Origin of the sequence: Pseudomonas qingdaonensis (assembly GCF_018398475.1) — a bacterium.
Lineage (GTDB): Bacteria > Pseudomonadota > Gammaproteobacteria > Pseudomonadales > Pseudomonadaceae > Aquipseudomonas > Aquipseudomonas palmensis.
This window is the reverse complement of the sequence record NZ_CP074676.1, coordinates 4,771,762-4,788,731: the sequence shown is the minus strand read 5'-3', so window position 1 is coordinate 4,788,731 and position 16,970 is coordinate 4,771,762. Positions and strand designations below refer to the sequence as shown.

At 66.3% G+C, this 16,970-nt stretch carries 18 protein-coding genes; 10 read left to right on the top strand and 8 right to left on the bottom strand.

The annotated features are described in order from the left end of the window. Positions 1 to 36 precede the first annotated feature (36 nt). Positions 37 to 633 carry a superoxide dismutase gene (locus KH389_RS21815; RefSeq protein WP_054914821.1) on the bottom strand — a complete coding sequence of 199 codons (597 nt, stop codon included), beginning with the start codon at positions 631 to 633 and terminating at the stop codon, positions 37 to 39. A 186-nt stretch (positions 634 to 819) separates the two neighbouring features. Continuing rightward, positions 820 to 1,419 (bottom strand): LysE/ArgO family amino acid transporter, encoded by a 600-nt coding sequence (locus KH389_RS21810; protein WP_043862105.1) that lies wholly within the window; start codon positions 1,417 to 1,419, stop codon positions 820 to 822. 122 nt (positions 1,420 to 1,541) lie between these two features. Between KH389_RS21810 and KH389_RS21805 the strand changes: the two genes are divergently transcribed. The 3 genes from KH389_RS21805 to KH389_RS21795 are packed head-to-tail and all read left to right on the top strand — an operon-like array spanning position 1,542 to position 4,340. Beyond that, complete coding sequence (locus KH389_RS21805) at positions 1,542 to 2,468, top strand: LysR family transcriptional regulator ArgP (protein ID WP_043862106.1); 927 nt, start codon at positions 1,542 to 1,544, stop codon at positions 2,466 to 2,468. A gap of 12 nt (positions 2,469 to 2,480) precedes the next feature. Beyond that, on the top strand, positions 2,481 to 3,476 hold the full coding sequence (locus KH389_RS21800) for an NAD-dependent epimerase/dehydratase family protein (protein WP_058540892.1): 996 nt from the start codon (positions 2,481 to 2,483) through the stop codon (positions 3,474 to 3,476). A gap of 39 nt (positions 3,477 to 3,515) precedes the next feature. Then, complete coding sequence (locus KH389_RS21795; RefSeq protein WP_213606238.1) at positions 3,516 to 4,340, top strand: coiled-coil domain-containing protein; 825 nt, start codon at positions 3,516 to 3,518, stop codon at positions 4,338 to 4,340. Positions 4,341 to 4,449: 109 nt separating this feature from the next. On the opposite strand, the gene KH389_RS21790 is transcribed toward KH389_RS21795, so the two are convergent. From KH389_RS21790 to KH389_RS21780, 3 genes are read right to left on the bottom strand one after another with little or no spacing between them, the layout of a single operon-like run. Then, positions 4,450 to 5,499, bottom strand: coding sequence for an alkene reductase (locus KH389_RS21790; RefSeq protein WP_043862109.1), 1,050 nt, complete (start codon positions 5,497 to 5,499; stop codon positions 4,450 to 4,452). 20 nt (positions 5,500 to 5,519) lie between these two features. Further along, entirely contained in the window at positions 5,520 to 6,689 is a 1,170-nt protein-coding gene (locus KH389_RS21785; protein WP_213606237.1) for an MFS transporter, read from the bottom strand. A gap of 13 nt (positions 6,690 to 6,702) precedes the next feature. Then, the gene (locus KH389_RS21780) at positions 6,703 to 7,005 is read right to left on the bottom strand and encodes an ArsR/SmtB family transcription factor (RefSeq protein WP_043862111.1); all 303 of its coding nucleotides are present in this window, start codon (positions 7,003 to 7,005) and stop codon (positions 6,703 to 6,705) included. 159 nt (positions 7,006 to 7,164) lie between these two features. On the opposite strand from KH389_RS21780, the gene KH389_RS21775 reads away from it, so the two are divergent. Continuing rightward, positions 7,165 to 7,755: an acyl carrier protein phosphodiesterase gene (locus KH389_RS21775; protein WP_043862112.1), complete on the top strand. Its 591-nt coding sequence runs from the start codon at positions 7,165 to 7,167 to the stop codon at positions 7,753 to 7,755. Here the strand turns inward: KH389_RS21775 and KH389_RS21770 are convergent. Next, positions 7,731 to 8,516, bottom strand: a complete 786-nt coding sequence (locus KH389_RS21770; protein WP_043862113.1) for a lysophospholipid acyltransferase family protein — start codon at positions 8,514 to 8,516, stop codon at positions 7,731 to 7,733. The genes KH389_RS21775 and KH389_RS21770 overlap by 25 nt on opposite strands. Continuing rightward, positions 8,516 to 9,271, bottom strand: a complete 756-nt coding sequence (gene olsB, locus KH389_RS21765) for an L-ornithine N(alpha)-acyltransferase (RefSeq protein ID WP_043862114.1) — start codon at positions 9,269 to 9,271, stop codon at positions 8,516 to 8,518. Before olsB ends, KH389_RS21770 begins: the two co-directional genes overlap by 1 nt. Positions 9,272 to 9,404: 133 nt before the next feature. On the opposite strand from olsB, the gene KH389_RS21760 reads away from it, so the two are divergent. The 4 genes from KH389_RS21760 to KH389_RS21745 all read left to right on the top strand — a co-directional run bounded on the left by KH389_RS21760 (position 9,405) and on the right by KH389_RS21745 (position 12,755). Beyond that, positions 9,405 to 10,298 carry an acyl-CoA dehydrogenase middle domain-containing protein gene (locus tag KH389_RS21760; protein ID WP_213606236.1) on the top strand — a complete coding sequence of 298 codons (894 nt, stop codon included), beginning with the start codon at positions 9,405 to 9,407 and terminating at the stop codon, positions 10,296 to 10,298. A gap of 93 nt (positions 10,299 to 10,391) precedes the next feature. Beyond that, the gene (locus KH389_RS21755; RefSeq protein ID WP_043862116.1) at positions 10,392 to 10,973 is read left to right on the top strand and encodes a YceI family protein; all 582 of its coding nucleotides are present in this window, start codon (positions 10,392 to 10,394) and stop codon (positions 10,971 to 10,973) included. Between the two features lies 1 nt (position 10,974). After that, a complete protein-coding gene (locus KH389_RS21750; protein WP_054914815.1) occupies positions 10,975 to 12,132 on the top strand; it encodes a phospholipase D-like domain-containing protein in 1,158 nt (385 codons plus the stop codon). Between the two features lie 41 nt (positions 12,133 to 12,173). Continuing rightward, positions 12,174 to 12,755 carry a DJ-1/PfpI family protein gene (locus KH389_RS21745; protein WP_043862118.1) on the top strand — a complete coding sequence of 194 codons (582 nt, stop codon included), beginning with the start codon at positions 12,174 to 12,176 and terminating at the stop codon, positions 12,753 to 12,755. 97 nt (positions 12,756 to 12,852) lie between these two features. Here the strand turns inward: KH389_RS21745 and KH389_RS21740 are convergent, their stop codons facing one another. After that, positions 12,853 to 14,376, bottom strand: a complete 1,524-nt coding sequence (locus tag KH389_RS21740) for a fumarate hydratase (protein WP_043862119.1) — start codon at positions 14,374 to 14,376, stop codon at positions 12,853 to 12,855. 283 nt (positions 14,377 to 14,659) lie between these two features. Here KH389_RS21740 and KH389_RS21735 point away from each other — a divergent pair, with 283 nt between their 5' ends. Then, positions 14,660 to 15,772, top strand: a complete 1,113-nt coding sequence (locus KH389_RS21735) for a GGDEF domain-containing protein (RefSeq protein WP_054914813.1) — start codon at positions 14,660 to 14,662, stop codon at positions 15,770 to 15,772. Continuing rightward, entirely contained in the window at positions 15,765 to 16,691 is a 927-nt protein-coding gene (locus tag KH389_RS21730) for an iron-sulfur-binding ferredoxin reductase (protein ID WP_213606234.1), read from the top strand. The genes KH389_RS21735 and KH389_RS21730 overlap by 8 nt, the downstream gene beginning before the upstream one ends. Positions 16,692 to 16,970 lie beyond the last annotated feature (279 nt).

The window sequence follows — 16,970 nt, the reverse complement described above, 5'->3', positions numbered from 1 at the left end:
AACCCGGCCTGAGCCGGGTTTTTTCAGAAGCAGCACTTATGCAGTGAAGGTCTTGCCTTCGAACTGCTCAGCCACGAACTTCCAGTTGACCAGGTTCCAGAACGCCTCGACATACTTCGGACGCACGTTACGGTAGTCGATGTAGTAGGCATGCTCCCACACGTCGCAGGTCAGCAGCGGGGTGTCACCGCTGGTCAGCGGGTTGCCGGCACCGATGGTGCTGGCCAGCGCCAGGGAGCCGTCAGCTTTCTTGACCAGCCAGCCCCAACCGGAACCGAAGGTGCCAACCGACGTCTTGGTGAACTCTTCCTTGAACTTGTCGAACGAACCGAACGCGGCGTTGATGGCTTCAGCCAGCGAACCGGTAGGCTGGCCACCAGCGTTTGGCGCCAGGCAGTTCCAGTAGAAGGTGTGGTTCCAGACCTGAGCGGCGTTGTTGAAGATACCGCCCGAAGAAGTCTTGACGATCTCTTCCAGGGTCTTGCCTTCGAACTCGGTGCCTGGCACCAGGTTGTTCAGGTTCACGACGTAGGTGTTGTGGTGCTTGTCGTGGTGGTATTCCAGGGTTTCCTTGGAAATGTGCGGCTGCAGGGCATCGTGTGCGTAAGGCAGCGGCGGCAATTCAAAAGCCATGGTGATTCTCCTAATCAGGTCTGTTGCGGTGAGCGCAAGGCCGATCACGGGCGGCCGGAATGCATCGGCGAGTTTTTACTCTTTGCGACGCAGATTCGGGATCATAGCACCGGGCCCTGACCTAAACCACGCAACAAGTGTATGGAATAGAGGTTCCAGAGCCTTTGCCGACACCTGACGAACGGGTCAGCCCAGCGCCAGTTGCAACGCCACCGCAAACATCATCACCGCCACCATCAGGTCCAGCAGGCGCCAGGTGCCAGGCCGGGCCAGCCACGGCGCCAACCAGGCCGCACCCAGCGCCAGGGTGAAGAACCACAGCAGCGAGGCACTGGCCGCACCCGCCACGTAGGCACCTGGCACGCTTTGCTGCGCACCCAGCGAGCCGATCAGCAACACGGTATCCAGGTACACGTGGGGGTTGAGCAGGGTCACCGCCAGGGCACTGAGCAACACCGCGCGACGCGAACGCTGACCCAGGCCCTCGCCCTGCTCCAGGCTCTGGCTGGAGCAGGCGCGGATCAGCGCCTTGCTGCCATACCACAGCAGAAACACCACCCCACCCCAGCGCGCGACCGCCAGCAGAGTCGGGTTCTGCGCCAGCACCGTGGCCAGACCGAACACGCCAAGCGCCACCAGCACCGCATCACAGAACACGCACAGTGCCGCCACCGGCAGGTGGTGCTCACGGCGCAGGCTCTGCGCCAGCACGAAGGCGTTCTGGGTGCCGATGGCCATGATCAGCCCGAAGGCGACCAGCAGGCCGTTGAGGTAGCTTTGCCACATGGGAGGTGCTCCGCGAAGCAGCCACACGGGCTGCCGAAAATACAGGGGGGATCGCTGGCTATTGTGCGGGCAGTGGGCGTATAAGAAAAACCAATAAACCTCATCCGGCATTAGGGGAACTGATGTTCGACTACAAGTTGCTTTCCGCCCTGGCGGCGGTGATCGAGCAGGGCGGTTTCGAGCGGGGCGCACAGTTGCTCGGGCTGTCGCAATCGGCCATTTCGCAACGCATCAAGCTGCTGGAGGCGCGCGTCGGCCAGCCGGTGCTGGTACGTGCCGCGCCGCCAGCGCCCACCGAGATCGGCAAGCGCCTGCTCAACCATGTACAGCAGGTGCGCCTGCTCGAGCGCGACCTGCAGCATCAGGTGCCGGCGCTGGACGATGGCGGCCAGCCCGAGCGTCTGCGGGTAGCGCTCAACGCCGACAGCCTGGCCACCTGGTGGGCGGCGGCGGTCGGGGCGTTCTGTGCACAGGAGCGGGTGCTGCTGGAGCTGGTGGTGGAAGACCAGGAGGTGGGCCTCAAGCGCATGCGCGCCGGCGAAGTGGCGGCCTGCCTGTGCGCCAGCGAGCGACCGGTTGCCGGGGCGCGCAGCGAGCTGCTCGGCGCCATGCGCTACCGTGCGCTGGCCAGCCCCGACTTCATGGCGCGCCACTTTCCCCAGGGGGTAGAGGTGGCGCGTCTGGCCCGCACCCCGGCCGTGGTGTTCGGCCCGGACGATTTTCTGCAGCATCGCTACCTGGTGTCGCTGGGTATCGATGGTGCATTCCTGCATCACCTGTGCCCGTCTTCGGAGGGCTTTCTGCGCATGACCGAGGCCGGCGTGGGTTGGGGCCTGGTGCCCGAATTGCAGGCCCAGGCGCAACTGGCCAGCGGGCAACTGGTGGAAATTCTGGCGGATAAGCCGATCGATGTGCCGCTGTACTGGCATCATTGGCGCAATGGCGGGCAATTGCTCGGCCAACTCACCGACCACCTGCGGCGCAGCGCCAGCAGTTGGTTGGTGCCGTGGTCGGGTTTGCCGGCGTCTGCATCATCTGCAAACAAGTAGGCGGAGTGCTTCATGCGAATTCTGGTCACCGGCGCAAGCGGCTTCATTGGCGGGCGCTTTGCACGCTTTGCCCTGGAGCAGGGCATGGAGGTACGGGTCAATGGCCGGCGGGCCGAAGGCGTCGAGCACCTGGTGCGCCGCGGCGCCCAGTTCATTCCGGGGGACCTGGGCGACCCGGAGTTGGCCCGGCGGGTCTGCCAGGGCGTCGAAACCGTGGTGCACTGCGCCGGTGCGGTGGGCAACTGGGGACGCTACCAGGACTTTCACCAGGGCAACGTGGTGGTCACCGAGAACGTGGTGGAGGCGTGCCTGAAGGAACACGTTCGTCGCCTGGTGCACCTGTCCTCGCCGTCGATCTACTGGAACGGGCGCTCGCGCCTGGGGGTGACCGAAGAGCAGGTGCCGCGGCGCCTGCACGATGCCTACGCGACCACCAAGTACCTGGCCGAGCAGAAGGTTTTCGGTGCCCAGGAGTTCGGCCTGGAAGTGCTGGCCCTGCGCCCGCGCTTCGTCACCGGGGCAGGGGATGTGAGCATCTTCCCGCGCCTGCTCAAGATGCAGCAGAAACGCCGTCTGGCGATCATCGGCAACGGCTTGAACAAGGTCGACTTCACCAGCGTGCAGAACCTCAACGAGGCGCTGATCAACGCGGTGCTGGCTGGCAACGACGCGCTCGGGCAGGCCTACAACATCAGCAACGGCCACCCGCTGCCGCTGTGGGACGTGATCAATTACGTGATGCGGCGCATGGATCTGCCCCAGGTCACGCGCTACCGCTCCAGTGGCCTGGCCTACAGCCTGGGCGCGCTGAACGAGGGGGCCTGCCTGCTGTGGCCGGGCCGTCCGCAACCGACCCTGTCGCGCCTGGCGGTGCAGGTGATGAACAAGGATTTCACCCTGGACATCAGCCGCGCCCGCCAGCAGCTGGACTACCGCCCGCAGGTCAGCCTGTGGGCGGCGCTGGATGAATTCTGCGGCTGGTGGAAGGCCCAGCACGGCGGCCACTGACTTATACTGGCGCTCATTTGCACTCACGGCGGTTGATCCATGCGCAACGATGCTCACGACGATTTCGATAATGTACCCAGCCTCAAGGCCGGCGGTCGCGATGATGACGACTTTGCCCCGGCGCCAGGTGCACGGGTGGCCGCCGTGCGCGGCAAACCGCGCAAGCCGGCGGCCACCGGGCCGTTGTGGGCGCTGGTGGGCGCTTCGTTCATCGCCCTGGCCGGGCTTGGCTGGTGGAGCTTCCAGCAGATTTCGCTGATGGAGCAGCAACTGGTGGCCACCCAGGAAAGCTTTGCGCGCATCAGTGAAGAAGCTGCCGGGCGCCTGCAGGACATCAGCGGCAAGGTGGCGGCCAGCGAGTCGAGCGTCAGCACCGGCAGCGAGGCACTGAAGCTGCAGATAAAGCAGTTGCAGGCCAGCCTCGCCGAGCAGAGCAAGCAGCAGCAGGGCGTAGCCGGGCAGCAGGGTGACCTGGGCAAGCGGCTGGAGCAGGCCCTGGCGCAGGTTGGCGAGCAGCAGGCGACCAATGCCCAGTTGCAGGCGCAACTCAAGGCCGTGGCCACGGAGCTGGCGGCGGTGAAGGCGGCGCAGGCTGATACCGGCAAGGTCGATGCGCAGCTCAAGAGCCTGTCGACGGAGATTGCCGCATTGAAGAAGCAGGGGGATCCGGGGGCGGCGATCCAGCGCCTGGAACAGGACCTGATCGTGCTCAAGAGCGAGCAGGAGAATCGCCCGGCGGCGGCTGCCGGGGCGGGTGCCTCGACGGCGGAGTTCGATGCGTTTCGCGGGCAGGTGACCCGCAACATCACCACCTTGCAGAGCCAGGTGCAGAACCTGCAACGGCAGATCAACGCCAAGCCCTGATCCGCTGTGAAGCTATCGCGGGTCAAGCCCGCTCCCACCGGTACAGTGGCTGTCTGCACACCACCGATACCCTTGTGGGAGCGGGCTTGACCCGCGACAGAGCCGACGCTTACATCACCGGGTAATCGATGTACCCGACCGGGCCCTTGGAGTAGAACGTGTCAGGCCGTGGCTCGTTCAGCGGTGCATCCGCTTGCAGCCGTGCCGGCAGGTCGGGGTTGGCAATGAACGGCACGCCGAAGGCCACCGCATCGGCCGTGCCGTTGGCAATGGCAGCATTCGCACTGGCCTTGTCGAAGCGTTCGTTGGCGATGTACGGCCCGCCAAACGCCTCTTTGAGCAACGGCCCGATGCTGTCTTCGGCCACTCGCTCACGCGCACAGATGAAGGCGATGCCACGTTTGCCGAGCTCCCGCGCCACGTAGGTGAACGTCTCGGTCAGGTTGGCATCGCCCATGTCGTGCAGGTCGGCCCGTGGCGACAGGTGCACGCCCACGCGCTGCGCGCCCCACACGTCGATGAGCGCATCGGTCGCTTCCAGCAGCAGCCGTGCACGGTTCTCCAGCGAGCCGCCGTATTCGTCGGTGCGCTGGTTGGTGCTGCTCTGCAGGAACTGGTCGATCAGGTAGCCGTTGGCCGCATGCAGCTCCACACCGTCGAAGCCGGCCGCCTTGGCGTTCTCGGCACCGACGCGGTAGGCCTCGATGATGTCGGCGATTTCCTCGGTTTCCAGCGCGCGCGGGGTGACGAATTCGGTGATCGGGCGCACCAGGCTCACATGCCCCTTGGGCTGCACCGCGCTCGGCGCAACCGGCGTTTCGCCGTTCAGGTACAGCGGGTGCGAGATGCGTCCCACGTGCCACAGTTGCAGGAAGATGCGCCCGCCAGCACCGTGCAGCGCCTTGGTCACGTTGGTCCAGCCACGCACCTGGTCGTTGCTCCAGATGCCCGGTGTGTCGGGGTAGCCCACGCCCAGCGGGGTCACCGAGGTGGCCTCGCTGAGAATCAGCCCGGCGCTGGCGCGCTGTACGTAGTACTCGGCCATCAGCGCGTTGGGTACGCGGCCTTCGTCGGCCCGGCAGCGGGTCAGCGGGGCCATGATGATGCGGTTGGGCAACTCGAGGTCGCCAAGGGTGATCGGGTCGAATAGCGTTGTCATGTGCGTGAACCTCGTGGCAATCAGTGAGTGGCAGGTGCCAGGTCGGCGTTGTTGCCGCCCTGGCTGAATGTGATAAGGGTGACGATCAGGGCCAGCACGGCCAGCGCCGCTGCCGCCAGGGGCACGCGGGTCAGGCCCAGGCCCTGGTCGATCACGGTGCCGCCGACCCAGGCGCCCAGCGCATTGCCCAGGTTGAAGGCACCGATGTTCAGGGTCGACACCAGGTTCGGTGCCGCCTTGCCGAAGCTCACCACGTTGACCTGCAGGGCCGGCACGGCGGCGAACGCGGCGGTGGCCCAGAGGAACAGGGTGATCTCGGCCGGAATCAGCGCGGTACTGGTCCAGCTCAGCGCGGTGGAGATGACCGCCATGGCGGCGAACACGCCCATCAGGGTGGCGGCCAGGCGACGATCGGCCAGCTTGCCGCCCAGGATGTTGCCCAGGGTCAGGCCCAGGCCGATCAGCAGCAGGGTCCAGGTCACGCCGCGCGGCGACACGCCGGTGACATCACCCAGCAACGGCGCCACATAGGTGAACAGGGCGAACATCGAGGCCGAGAACAGCACGGTCATCGACAGCGACAGCCAGATGCCGGCGCCCTTGAGCGCAGCCAGCTCGGCACGCATGTCGAGTTTCTCTTCGTCGCGCTTGATCGGCAGGAAGCGGATCAGGCCGATCAGCGCGATCACGCCGATCACGGTCACTGCCCAGAACGTCGAGCGCCAGCCGTACACCTGGCCCAGCGCGGTACCCAGTGGCACGCCCAGCACGTTGGCCAGGGTCAGGCCGGTGAACATCAGCGCCACGGCCGAGGCGCGGCGGTTGGCCGGAACCAGGTTGGCCGCCACCACCGAACCGATGCCGAAGAAGGCGCCGTGGCACAGCGCGGTGACCACGCGGGCAAACATCAGCACGTTGTAGTCGGTGGCCAGGGCGCACAGCAGGTTGCCGATGATGAATACCCCCATCAGCGCCACCAGTGCGGCCTTGCGCGGCAGCCGGGCGGTGGCCAGGGCCATGAACGGCGCGCCGATGGCCACGCCCAGCGCGTAGCCGGTCACCAGCCAGCCGGCACCGGGGATCGACACACTCAGGTCGCTTGCCACATCCGGCAGCAGGCCCATGATGACGAACTCGGTGGTACCGATGGCGAAGGCGCTCAGCGCCAGGATCAACAGCGAAAGGGGCATTGCAAGGTCCTTGTCAGAGCTCTTGGCTCATCTGCTGGAGGAAGGCCTGGATGGTTTCCTCGTTGCGTTTGAAGAAGTGCCACTGGCCAATCTTCTGGCTGCTGATCAGCCCCGCGCGCTGCAAGGTGGCCAGGTGGGCCGAGACCGTGGACTGCGACAGGCCGCAGCGTTGGTCGATCTGCCCGGCGCACACACCGTGTTCGGTGCTGTGGTGCTGGTCAGGGAAGCAGGCTTGCGGGTCTTTCAACCAGTTCAGGATTTCTCGCCGTACTGGGTGGGCCAGGGCTTTTATTATTTCGTCGAGATCAAGAGGCATGGGTGGGCTCGTGGTGGGTATAGCGTTATATCGCGATGGGGCGAAATATAAATCGGTATTTCGCGATATACAAATATGATTTGGTTCTGGCGTGCGCATGAATCGCTATATCGGGTTATAACGATATTCAAGCGGGCAAGCGGTGCTAGACTGCGGCCTATGAACTACCTCGCACACCTTCACCTGGGCGGCCAGCAGCCCGAACAACTGCTCGGCAGCCTGTACGGCGACTTCGTCAAGGGGCCGTTGCAGGGGCGCTTTGCCCAGCCGCTGGAAGCCGCCATCCGCCTGCACCGCCAGATCGACGTGTACACCGACAGCCACCCGCGGGTATTGGCGGCGCTGGCGCGTTTTCCGCGTGAGCGGCGCCGTTATGCCGGGATCATTCTCGATGTGTTTTTCGACCACTGCCTGGCGCTGCACTGGCACGACTATGCCCGGCAGCCACTGAGCCAGTTCACCGGGCGCGTGTACCAGGTGCTGGCGGCCGAGCCCGAGCTGCCCGGGCGCCTGGCGCAGATTGCGCCGTACATGGCGGCGGACGACTGGTTGGGCTCGTACCGCGAGTTCGCGGTGCTCGAACAGGTGTTCAACGGTATCGCCCGGCGCCTGTCACGCCCCGAGGGTATGGCAGGCGCGATGCAGGAGGTACAGGCGCTGTACGGCCCGCTGATGGAAGACTTTCGCCACTTCTACCCCGAACTGCAGGGCTTTGCGGCCGACGCTCAGGCCGCCTTGGCGCGGCGCTGAGGCTGGGCCACCGGCTGGGCGCCGAACAGCGCCGTGTGGATCGCCAGCTGGGCATTGAACGCCAGTGCCGCACGTTCCTGGCCGGCGCTCTGGATGGGGGCCAGCAGGTGGATCTGCACCTCGCCACAGTCGTGGGCAAACAGGCGCAGCAGGTGCGAGAGCAGGTCGTCATCGCCCACGAACGGCGCAATGGGGTCGGGCTTGCCGCCCCGCAGGTAGCGCACGGCCACCGGTTGCACGGGCGTGGCGGTGTCGATCGCGCTGGCCAGCAGGCGCCCGTGGAAGGTGCGCAGGCTGCGCCCGTCGGTGGTGGTGCCTTCGGGGAAGATCAGCACCGGGCAGGCCCGTTGCAGGTGGCGCGCGATCTGCTGGCGCAGCAGCTGGCTGTCGCCGCCGCCGCGGCGGATGAACAGGGTGCCGGCCTTGAGCGCGAGCCAGCCGGCCACCGGCCACTGGCGCACCTCGGCCTTGGACAGGAACGACATCGGCGCGAGCATGCCCAGCAGCGGGATGTCGGTCCACGACACGTGGTTGCTGACCCACAGCATCGGTTGCTGCGGGCGGTTGCCGATCACCGTGACCTTGAACGGCAAGGCCCGGGCAAGCCGGGCCATGAACAGTTGCGACCAGCGCTGGCGGCGGTCGTCGGGAGTACTCAGGTGCAGGCGCTCGTACAGGCTGAACAGGCTGGCCATGCCCAGCCCGAACAGCACCACCAGCAGCACCCGGACGATTCGCGCATACACGCGCAGGCGTTGCATCACACCGCCGCCTTGAAGTGGCGGGCGTAGCGTGGGCACAGCTCGTCGCGCTTGAGCAGGATGAACACGTCGGCCACCTGGAAGTCTTCGTCCCAGCACGGCTCGCCGCAGATCTTGGCACCCAGGCGCATGTAGGCCTTGAGCAGCGGCGGCATCTCGGCGATGACGTTGCCGGGCAGTGCCAGGCTGGGCAGCGGGTTCTTCGGTTCGGCGCGCAGGTGCTCGGTGCACAGGTAGCGCTCGCGCAGGCGTTGCATGATCGCGTGGGCCTGCACGCCGCCGTCCTGCATGGGGATGCTGGCGCAACCCATCAGGTAGCTGTAGCGGCCCTCGTTGAGTACCTCGGCAAGCTCGCCCCACAGCACCGCGATGGTGCCGCCGTTGCGGTAGGCCGGGTCGACGCAGGTGCGCCCCAGTTCAAGGATGGGGCCCTGCAGATGGCCCAGGCCATGCAGGCTGAACTCCTCTTCGCTGTAGAAGCGCCCCAGGCTGCTGGCGGCCTGGTGGTCGAGCAGGCGGGTGGTGGCCACCAGGTGCCCGCTGTTGAGGTCGCGTACGCCGATGTGCTGGCAGTGGATGTCGTAGTCGTCCATGTCCAGCCCGTGTTCGGCGCCTTTGAGCCTGGCCTTGAATTCGCTGCTGAACACGCGAAAGCGCAATGCCTGGGCTTCGTGCAGCGCGGCGGGGCCGACCAGGCGCTCGGCCTGCAGACGGCGTTCGTTACGGGTGTCGCCAGGGCATGCAGTCAGGGTCATTGCGAGTCTCCATAAGCCAGCCATGGGGTTGCGGCCGGTCGACTATGTTGTGCAAGCTCAGCCTAGGTAGACGCGGTGTCACCCCCATGAAGCTTTGGTGATGCTTGTATGACAGCCCTCAAGGAGCACGCCGATGGCCTGGCTGCAGCGACTCAACGACCCCATTCCGCCCTTGGCAACCGGTAACCTGGGTGACACCTACGCCAGCCTGCTGGAGCAGCTGGGCACGGTCAGCCCGTTCGAGCTGGCAGTGCTGGGCGGGCAAGCCATGCCGACCCCGGGGCTGGCGTTTCTGGTGGGCTACCAGGCCGCCTTGCGCGTGCTGTGGCCCAGCGCTCCGGCGGGCCTCGGCGCCCTGTGTGCGAGTGAGCGGCGCAGCGTGCGCGCCGCCGACATGGGCATGCGCCTGGCGCTCGACACGCTGCGCCTGAGCGGCAGCAAGGACTTCGTCACCGCCGGGCCGGACGCCGACTGGCTGCTGGTGGCGGCGCGCTGCGAAGCACCGGGCCAGGCGCCTCGGCTGAGCCTGGCGGTGGTGTACCCGGGGGAGCCCGGTGTGCGCGTGGAGCCCTTGCCGAGCCTGCCGTTGATGCCTGAGGTCGGGCATGCCCGCCTGCACCTTGAACAGGCCCTGTGCGAACGCCTGGCCGGTGACGGCTGGGATGCCTACGTCAAGCCGTTCCGCTCGCTGGAAGACCTGTACGTGCTGAGCGCCCTGAGCGCCTGGCTGTACGGGGTAGGCCGCGCCAATGCCTGGCCGCAGGGGCTTTTGCTGCGCCTGATCGGGCTGCTGGCCGGGTGTGCCGAAGGCAGCCGGCAATGCGCCGATTCGGCGGCGTTCCACCTGTTGCGGGGCGGCCTGTTCGCGCAGTTCTCGCAACTGAGCGGCGAGCTCGACCAGGCGCTGACGAGCACGCCGGGGCCCTGGGCCGAGCTGTGGCAGCGCGACCAGGGCATCCTGCAGATCGCCAGCGCGGCGCGGGCCAGGCGCCTGGCCAAGGCATGGGCCGGCAGCGGGCTGGCCTGAGGTTGCCGGGCTGCCCGCATGGCCACAGGCTGTCGCTTGCTGCCGTGCGGGCAGGCGGGTAATGTTGGCGGCTTTACGCTTTCAGGAACCTGCATGTTCAGCCTGCCCCGAATCGCTCTCGCCCTGCTGGCCCTGGCGAGCCTGCCTGCCCAGGCCAACTGGCACCTGGACGGCGAATCGTCGCGCCTGTCGTTCATCACCAGCAAGAACGGCAACGTGTCCGAGGTGCATCGCTTTCTGGTGCTGCATGGCAAGGTCGATCGCAAGGGTGCGGCCGAGCTGCAGATCGAGATGGACTCGGTCAGCAGCGGCATCCCGCTGCGTGACGAGCGCATGCGCAACGACCTGTTCGAGGTGGCCAAATACCCCGACGCGACCATCCAGGCGCAGATCGACCTGCGTCCGATCAACGACCTGGCCAATGGTGCCCAGGTCGAACTGCGCCTGCCGGTGACCGTCAACCTGCACGGCAAGACCCACAGCTACAACGCGCAGCTGCTCGCCACCCGGCTCGATGAGCGGCGTTTCCAGGTGGTGACCCTGGAGCCGCTGGTACTGAGCGCCGATCACTTCGACCTGCTGCCCGGCCTCAAGACGTTGCAGAAGCTCGCCGGGCTGCAGTCGATCAACCTGTCGGTGCCGGTGGGTGCGGTACTGATCTTCACGGCGCGCTGAAATGGCCGGGCCGGTGTTTCCATGGCGTGCCGGCAACCAGTTCGAACTGCTGATCGACGGCCCGCAGTTCTTCCCGCGCATGCTGCAGACGATCATGGGTGCCGAGCACCAGGTCGACCTGGAGCTGTACCTGGTCGAGGCCGGGGCGTGTGCCGAGGCCATGGTGCAGGCGCTGGTGCAGGCCGCCGAGCGCGGCGTGCGGGTACGCTGCCTGTTCGATGACTACGGCTCGCTGGCCTTTACCTTGAGCCTGCGTCAGCGCCTGCTGGGCGCCGGCGTTGAGTTGCGCTGGTACAACCGCCTGCGTTGGCGCCGGGGGCTGCGCAACCTGTACCGCGACCACCGCAAGCTGCTGCTGGTGGACCAGGCCTGGGCGGTGGTCGGCGGTACCGGGGTCACTGACCAGTTCTGGACACCGGGCGAGCCGGTCAGCGAATGGCACGAGGTGATGGTGCAGATGCAGGGGCCGCTGGTGGCCGACTGGCAGATGCTGTTCGATCGCCAGTGGCGTTCCAACCTGCGCCGCACCGCGTGGCGCCCACCCACCCATTTCGGCCTGGCGCACCTGCCGCGGGTGCCGGTTGCAGGCCCGGGCCTGGGCCGGGTGGCCTATGCCGACGCCCGCCAGCACCGCGACATCCTGCAGTCGCTGGTGCGTGCGCTGATCAGCGGCAAGCGTCGTATCTGGCTGGCCACGCCGTATTTTCTGCCCACCTGGAAGGTGCGCCGGGCTTTGCGCCGCGCGGCCGCGCTGGGCATCGATGTGCGCCTGCTGCTGACCGGCCCGCGTACCGACCATCCTTCGGTACGCTATGCCGGTCATCGCTATTACCCGCGCCTGCTGCGGGCAGGGGTGAAGATATTCGAATACCAGCCATGCTTCCTGCACCTGAAGATGGTGCTGGTGGACGACTGGGTGAGCATTGGCTCATGCAATTTCGACCACTGGAACCTGCGTTTCAACCTTGAGGCCAACGTCGAGGCCATCGACCCGCAACTGACCGCCGACGTGGTGGCGAGCTTCGAGCGCGACTTTGCCCTGAGCCGCCAGGTCGACCTGGACGACTGGCAGGCGCGGCCGCTGTGGCGGCGTGTGAAACAGCGTATCTGGGGCTGGCTGGACCGGGTGGTGGTCAACCTGCTGGACCGGCGCGACTGAGGTTCTTTCGATTTTCCCCCGCATCAGAAGGAGTTGACGAAATGGCAGCGAAAAAGATTCTCATGCTGGTCGGCGATTACGTCGAAGACTATGAAGTGATGGTGCCGTTCCAGGCGCTGCAGATGGTTGGCCACACGGTGCATGCGGTGTGCCCGGGCAAGTCGGCCGGGCAGTCGGTACGTACCGCCATCCATGACTTCGAGGGCGACCAGACCTACAGCGAGAAGCCGGGGCACAACTTTGGCCTGAACTTCGATTTCGCCCAGGTGCGTGCCGAAGACTACGACGCGCTGGTGATCCCGGGCGGGCGTGCGCCGGAGTACCTGCGCCTGAATGAAGAGGTGCTGCAACTGGTGCGCGCCATCGACCAGGCGGGCAAGCCGATTGCGGCGGTGTGCCATGGGGCGCAACTGCTGGCGGCGGCCGGGGTGCTGGAGGGGCGCGAGTGCAGTGCGTACCCGGCGTGTGCGCCGGAGGTGCGCCTGGCGGGTGGGCGTTACGTCGAGATCGAGGTGACGGCGGCGCATGTGCAGGGCAACCTGGCCAGTGCGCCGGCCTGGCCTGCGCACCCGGCGTGGCTGGCGGGGTTCCTGGGGTTGCTGGGGACGCGCATTACCCTCTGAAAGCCTTCGCTGGCGTGCCGGCGAAGAGGCCGGTACAGGCAACAAAAAAGCGGCAAGGGATCACTCCCTTGCCGCTTTCAGCTTGTAGCGCTGGCGCTTACTTCACTTCCACTGCCAGGCTTTGCGCGATCTTGCTCTGCCACAGCGCAGGCCCGGTGATGTGCACCGACTCGCCATTGCTGTCGACCGCAACGGTCACCGGCATGTCTTTCACGTCGAACTCGTAGATCGCTTCCATCCCCAGTTCGGCAAATGCCAGCACCTTGGATTTCTTGATCGCCTGAGCCACCAGGTAGGCAGCGCCACCCACGGCCATCAGGTACACGGCCTTGTTGTCCTTGATCGCGTCGATGGCGGTCGGGCCGCGCTCGGACTTGCCGATCATGCCCAGCAGGCCGGTCTGCTCCAGGATCTGACGGGTGAACTTGTCCATCCGCGTTGCGGTGGTCGGGCCTGCCGGGCCAACCACTTCTTCGCGCACCGGATCAACCGGGCCGACGTAGTAGATGAAGCGGCCCTTGAGGTCCACTGGCAGCTCTTCGCCACGGTTGAGCATCTCGACCATGCGCTTGTGCGCGGCGTCGCGGCCGGTCAGCATCTTGCCGTTGAGCAGGATGGTCTCGCCCGGCTTCCAGCTCTGCACGTCTTCCGGGGTCAGGGTGTCGAGGTTGACGCGACGGGCCGACGGGCCGGCTTCCCAGACGATTTCCGGGTAGGCGTCCAGCGACGGTGCTTCCAGCTCTGCAGGGCCGGAACCATCGAGCACGAAGTGCGCGTGACGGGTGGCTGCGCAGTTGGGGATCATGCACACCGGCAACGAGGCCGCGTGGGTCGGGTAGTCCATGATCTTGACGTCGAGCACGGTGGTCAGGCCGCCCAGGCCCTGGGCGCCGATGCCCAGCTGGTTGACCTTCTCGAACAGTTCCAGGCGGATCTCTTCGATGCGGTTCTGCGGGCCACGGGCCTTGAGCTCGTGGATGTCGATGGACTCCATCAACACTTCCTTGGCCATCACCGCGGCCTTCTCGGCAGTACCGCCGATACCGATGCCGAGCATGCCCGGCGGGCACCAGCCGGCGCCCATGGTCGGAACGGTCTTGAGCACCCAGTCGACGATCGAGTCGGACGGGTTGAGCATGGCCATCTTCGACTTGTTTTCCGAACCGCCGCCCTTGGCCGCGACATCCACCTCGACCTTGTCGCCAGGGACGATCGAGTAGTGGATCACGGCCGGGGTGTTGTCCTTGGTGTTCTTGCGGGCACCTGCCGGGTCGGCCAGGATCGAGGCGCGCAGCACGTTCTCGGGCAGGTTGTAGGCGCGACGCACGCCTTCGTTGATCATGTCGTCCAGGCTCATGGTCGCGCCATCCCAGCGCACGTCCATGCCGACGCGCACGAACACGGTGACGATACCGGTGTCCTGGCAGATCGGCCGGTGGCCGGTGGCGCACATGCGCGAGTTGATCAGGATCTGCGCGATGGAGTCGCGCGCAGCCGGCGACTCTTCACGCAGGTAGGCCTCGTGCATGGCCTGGATGAAATCGACGGGGTGGTAGTACGAAATGAACTGCAGGGCGTCGGCAACGCTCTGAATCAGGTCGTCTTGCTTGATCACGGTCATGCAGCGCGCTCCTCTTAAAGACGGGAACATTCATTAAGGTATCGCGACGTTCACGGGCCGAGGCGTCGCAATGACCTTTCAAGGCGCGCCGACACGCAGTGGCCGACGCAAAAAGGCGCGGCAGTATAGCGCGCATCGCCTGCCGGTACACGCGCCAGTGCGGCCAACCATGGTCGCCTGCTGCCAGGCACTGTTTTTGCGTGGCAATTATTTCGAACACGTCCTACAGTACCGACTGCCCCCCGTCACAACCGCTGCCGCTCGGCTGCCTGGTGAGTCACCCGTGACCGAAACCGCTCTGCAAAAGCTTCTTCTCAAGCGTTTCCTGCTGGCTGCCGGCAGTTACCTGCTGGTGCTGCTGCTGGCCTGGGTCGCCGTGCTGGGCGGGCATGTGCAGGCGCCGGTGCCGGTCATCGGCGCGAGCAGTGTGCTGCTGGTGCTCAACCTGGCGTGGCTGGGCTGGGTGTTTGCCAGTGGCGTCAACCTGCGCTGGCGCGACCCCAGTCTCACGGAGTTCCAGGTGCTGCTGGCAGCGGCCTGGCAAACCTGGCTGCTGGCCAACCTGGACCAGGCCCGTGGCACCTTCCTGGTGCTGTACCCGTTGATCCTGATGTTCGGCCTGTTCCACCTCAACGGCCGTTCGTTCACCCGCTGCGCGCTGGTGGTGCTGTGCAGCTTTCTCGGCCTGAACCTGTGGGAGTGGGGCAACGGGCGCCTGTCGGACCCGGCGCTGGCGGCGTTGCAGGTATGCACGCTGTTCGTGGTGCTGTGCTGGTTGTGCCTGTATGCCCGCTACGTGCAGGCCTCGCGCCAGCGCATGCGCCAGCGCCGCATCGCCCTGCAGGCGCACCAGGACACCCTGCGCGGCATGATGGGGCAACTGGAGGAACTGGTGGCCACCGACGAGTTGACCGGCCTGTTCAACCGCCGGCATTTTCTGCGCCTGGCCAGCGATGCCCTGGCCAGCATGCCCATGGGGAGCCGGCATGGCCTGGCGCTGATCGACCTGGACCATTTCAAGCGCATCAACGACGCCCACGGGCATGCGGTCGGCGACCGGGTACTGCAGGCTTTTGCCCAGGTTGCCAGCGAGCACCTGTGCGACGCTGCGGTGCTGGCCCGCTATGGCGGCGAGGAGTTCGTGCTGTTGTTGCCCGATTGCACGGCCCAGGCCCTGGAACATTGCTGCGAGCGTCTGCGTCAGGCCTTTGGTGCGTTGCCCTCGGCGGCGATGCAGGGGCAGGTGGGGCCCTTGAGCCTGTCGGTCGGCATGACCCTGCTGACAGCCGAGGATGACCTGGACAATGCATTGCACCGTGCCGACCAGGCGCTGTACCGCGCCAAGCGCAGCGGCCGAAATCGCTGTGTGCCGGCCTGGGAGGTGGTGGATGCCTGAGTTGTGCGTAGGTGAGCGCAGTTGGCAGGTGGCCGAGGGCAGCAACCTGCTGGATGCGCTGAACGAGGCTGGCGTGGGCGTGCCCTACAGCTGCCGGGCGGGGAGCTGCCATGCTTGCCTGGTGCGTTGTCTGGCGGGTGTGCCGGGTGATGCCAGGCCCGATGCGCTGAGTGAAGGCAAGCGCCTGGAGGGCTGGCGGCTGGCCTGCCAGTGTCGGGTCGAGAGTGACCTGCAGGTAGCGGTGTTCGACCCGGTGCGCGATGGGGCGCCGGCGCGGGTCGTCGCGCTGGACTGGCTGGGCGCGCAGGTGCTGCGGCTGCGCCTGCAACCGGACAGGCCGTTGCGGTATCAGGCGGGGCAGCATCTGGTGCTGTGGAGCGTGCAAGGTGTTGCGCGACCGTATTCGCTGGCCAGCGTGCCGGGCGAGGATGAATGGCTCGAATTTCACCTGGATTGCCGGCATGCCGGGGCGTTCTGCAGCGCGGCGCGGGGGTTGCAGGTGGGCGACCTGGTGCGCCTGGGGGAGTTGCGCGGTGGCGCGCTGCATTACGATCCGGACTGGCAGGCCCGGCCGTTGTGGCTGCTGGCGGCGGGTTCCGGGCTGGCGCCACTGTGGGGGATTGTGCGCGAGGCGCTGCGTCAGGAGCATCAGGGGGCGATCAGGGTGGTGCATGTGGCGAGCGAGGCGGGTGGGCATTACCTGCAGCGGGAGCTGGATGAACTGGCGCGGCGGTACCCGCAGGTGGAGGTGCAGTTGCTGACGCCGGGGGCGTTGGGGCCGATGCGTCTGGCATCGCGTCAGACGATTGCGCTGGCTTGTGGCTCTGCGTCGAGTGTGGAGCGGTTTGCGCGTGGGATGTTTCTGGCGGGGTTGCCGCGTAATCAGCTGTTTGCGGATGTATTCGTGGGGCATGCCTGAGCTCCTGTTCCCATAAGGAGGTACTGCAGGCTCCTGCGGCGTTTGCGCTGGCCTTGGCTCTGGCTCTGGCTCTGGCTCTTGATCTTGATCTGCTTTTGATTTTGATCTTCCGTCCCCCAGAAGGCCGAGTGGAGGTGTCGTGCAGGGGGGCGGGGCGAAGCCCCTTCGGCGTTAGCCGAAGCGAGCGACTGTTAGAGTTGCTTGCAACTCGGGTCGCGTGCCCCCGGAGCGGCGCCGGAGGGAGGGGACCCGTAGCGAAGCGTAGGGCCTGATGATGGA

Bases quoted from the DNA above. Each gene is read 5' to 3' on its own strand.
- KH389_RS21745 (WP_043862118.1), top strand. From the start codon at position 12,174: ATGGCAGCGAAAAAGATTCTCATGCTGGTCGGCGATTACGTCGAAGAC.
- KH389_RS21740 (WP_043862119.1), bottom strand. From the start codon at position 14,376: ATGACCGTGATCAAGCAAGACGACCTGATTCAGAGCGTTGCCGACGCC.
- KH389_RS21815 (WP_054914821.1), bottom strand. From the start codon at position 633: ATGGCTTTTGAATTGCCGCCGCTGCCTTACGCACACGATGCCCTGCAG.
- KH389_RS21785 (WP_213606237.1), bottom strand. From the start codon at position 6,689: ATGCCCCTTTCGCTGTTGATCCTGGCGCTGAGCGCCTTCGCCATCGGT.
- KH389_RS21760 (WP_213606236.1), top strand. From the start codon at position 9,405: ATGGCCTGGCTGCAGCGACTCAACGACCCCATTCCGCCCTTGGCAACC.
- KH389_RS21730 (WP_213606234.1), top strand. From the start codon at position 15,765: ATGCCTGAGTTGTGCGTAGGTGAGCGCAGTTGGCAGGTGGCCGAGGGC.
- KH389_RS21750 (WP_054914815.1), top strand. From the start codon at position 10,975: ATGGCCGGGCCGGTGTTTCCATGGCGTGCCGGCAACCAGTTCGAACTG.
- KH389_RS21800 (WP_058540892.1), top strand. From the start codon at position 2,481: ATGCGAATTCTGGTCACCGGCGCAAGCGGCTTCATTGGCGGGCGCTTT.
- KH389_RS21770 (WP_043862113.1), bottom strand. From the start codon at position 8,516: ATGCAACGCCTGCGCGTGTATGCGCGAATCGTCCGGGTGCTGCTGGTG.
- KH389_RS21805 (WP_043862106.1), top strand. From the start codon at position 1,542: ATGTTCGACTACAAGTTGCTTTCCGCCCTGGCGGCGGTGATCGAGCAG.
- KH389_RS21795 (WP_213606238.1), top strand. From the start codon at position 3,516: ATGCGCAACGATGCTCACGACGATTTCGATAATGTACCCAGCCTCAAG.
- olsB (WP_043862114.1), bottom strand. From the start codon at position 9,271: ATGACCCTGACTGCATGCCCTGGCGACACCCGTAACGAACGCCGTCTG.
- KH389_RS21755 (WP_043862116.1), top strand. From the start codon at position 10,392: ATGTTCAGCCTGCCCCGAATCGCTCTCGCCCTGCTGGCCCTGGCGAGC.
- KH389_RS21780 (WP_043862111.1), bottom strand. From the start codon at position 7,005: ATGCCTCTTGATCTCGACGAAATAATAAAAGCCCTGGCCCACCCAGTA.
- KH389_RS21775 (WP_043862112.1), top strand. From the start codon at position 7,165: ATGAACTACCTCGCACACCTTCACCTGGGCGGCCAGCAGCCCGAACAA.
- KH389_RS21790 (WP_043862109.1), bottom strand. From the start codon at position 5,499: ATGACAACGCTATTCGACCCGATCACCCTTGGCGACCTCGAGTTGCCC.
- KH389_RS21810 (WP_043862105.1), bottom strand. From the start codon at position 1,419: ATGTGGCAAAGCTACCTCAACGGCCTGCTGGTCGCCTTCGGGCTGATC.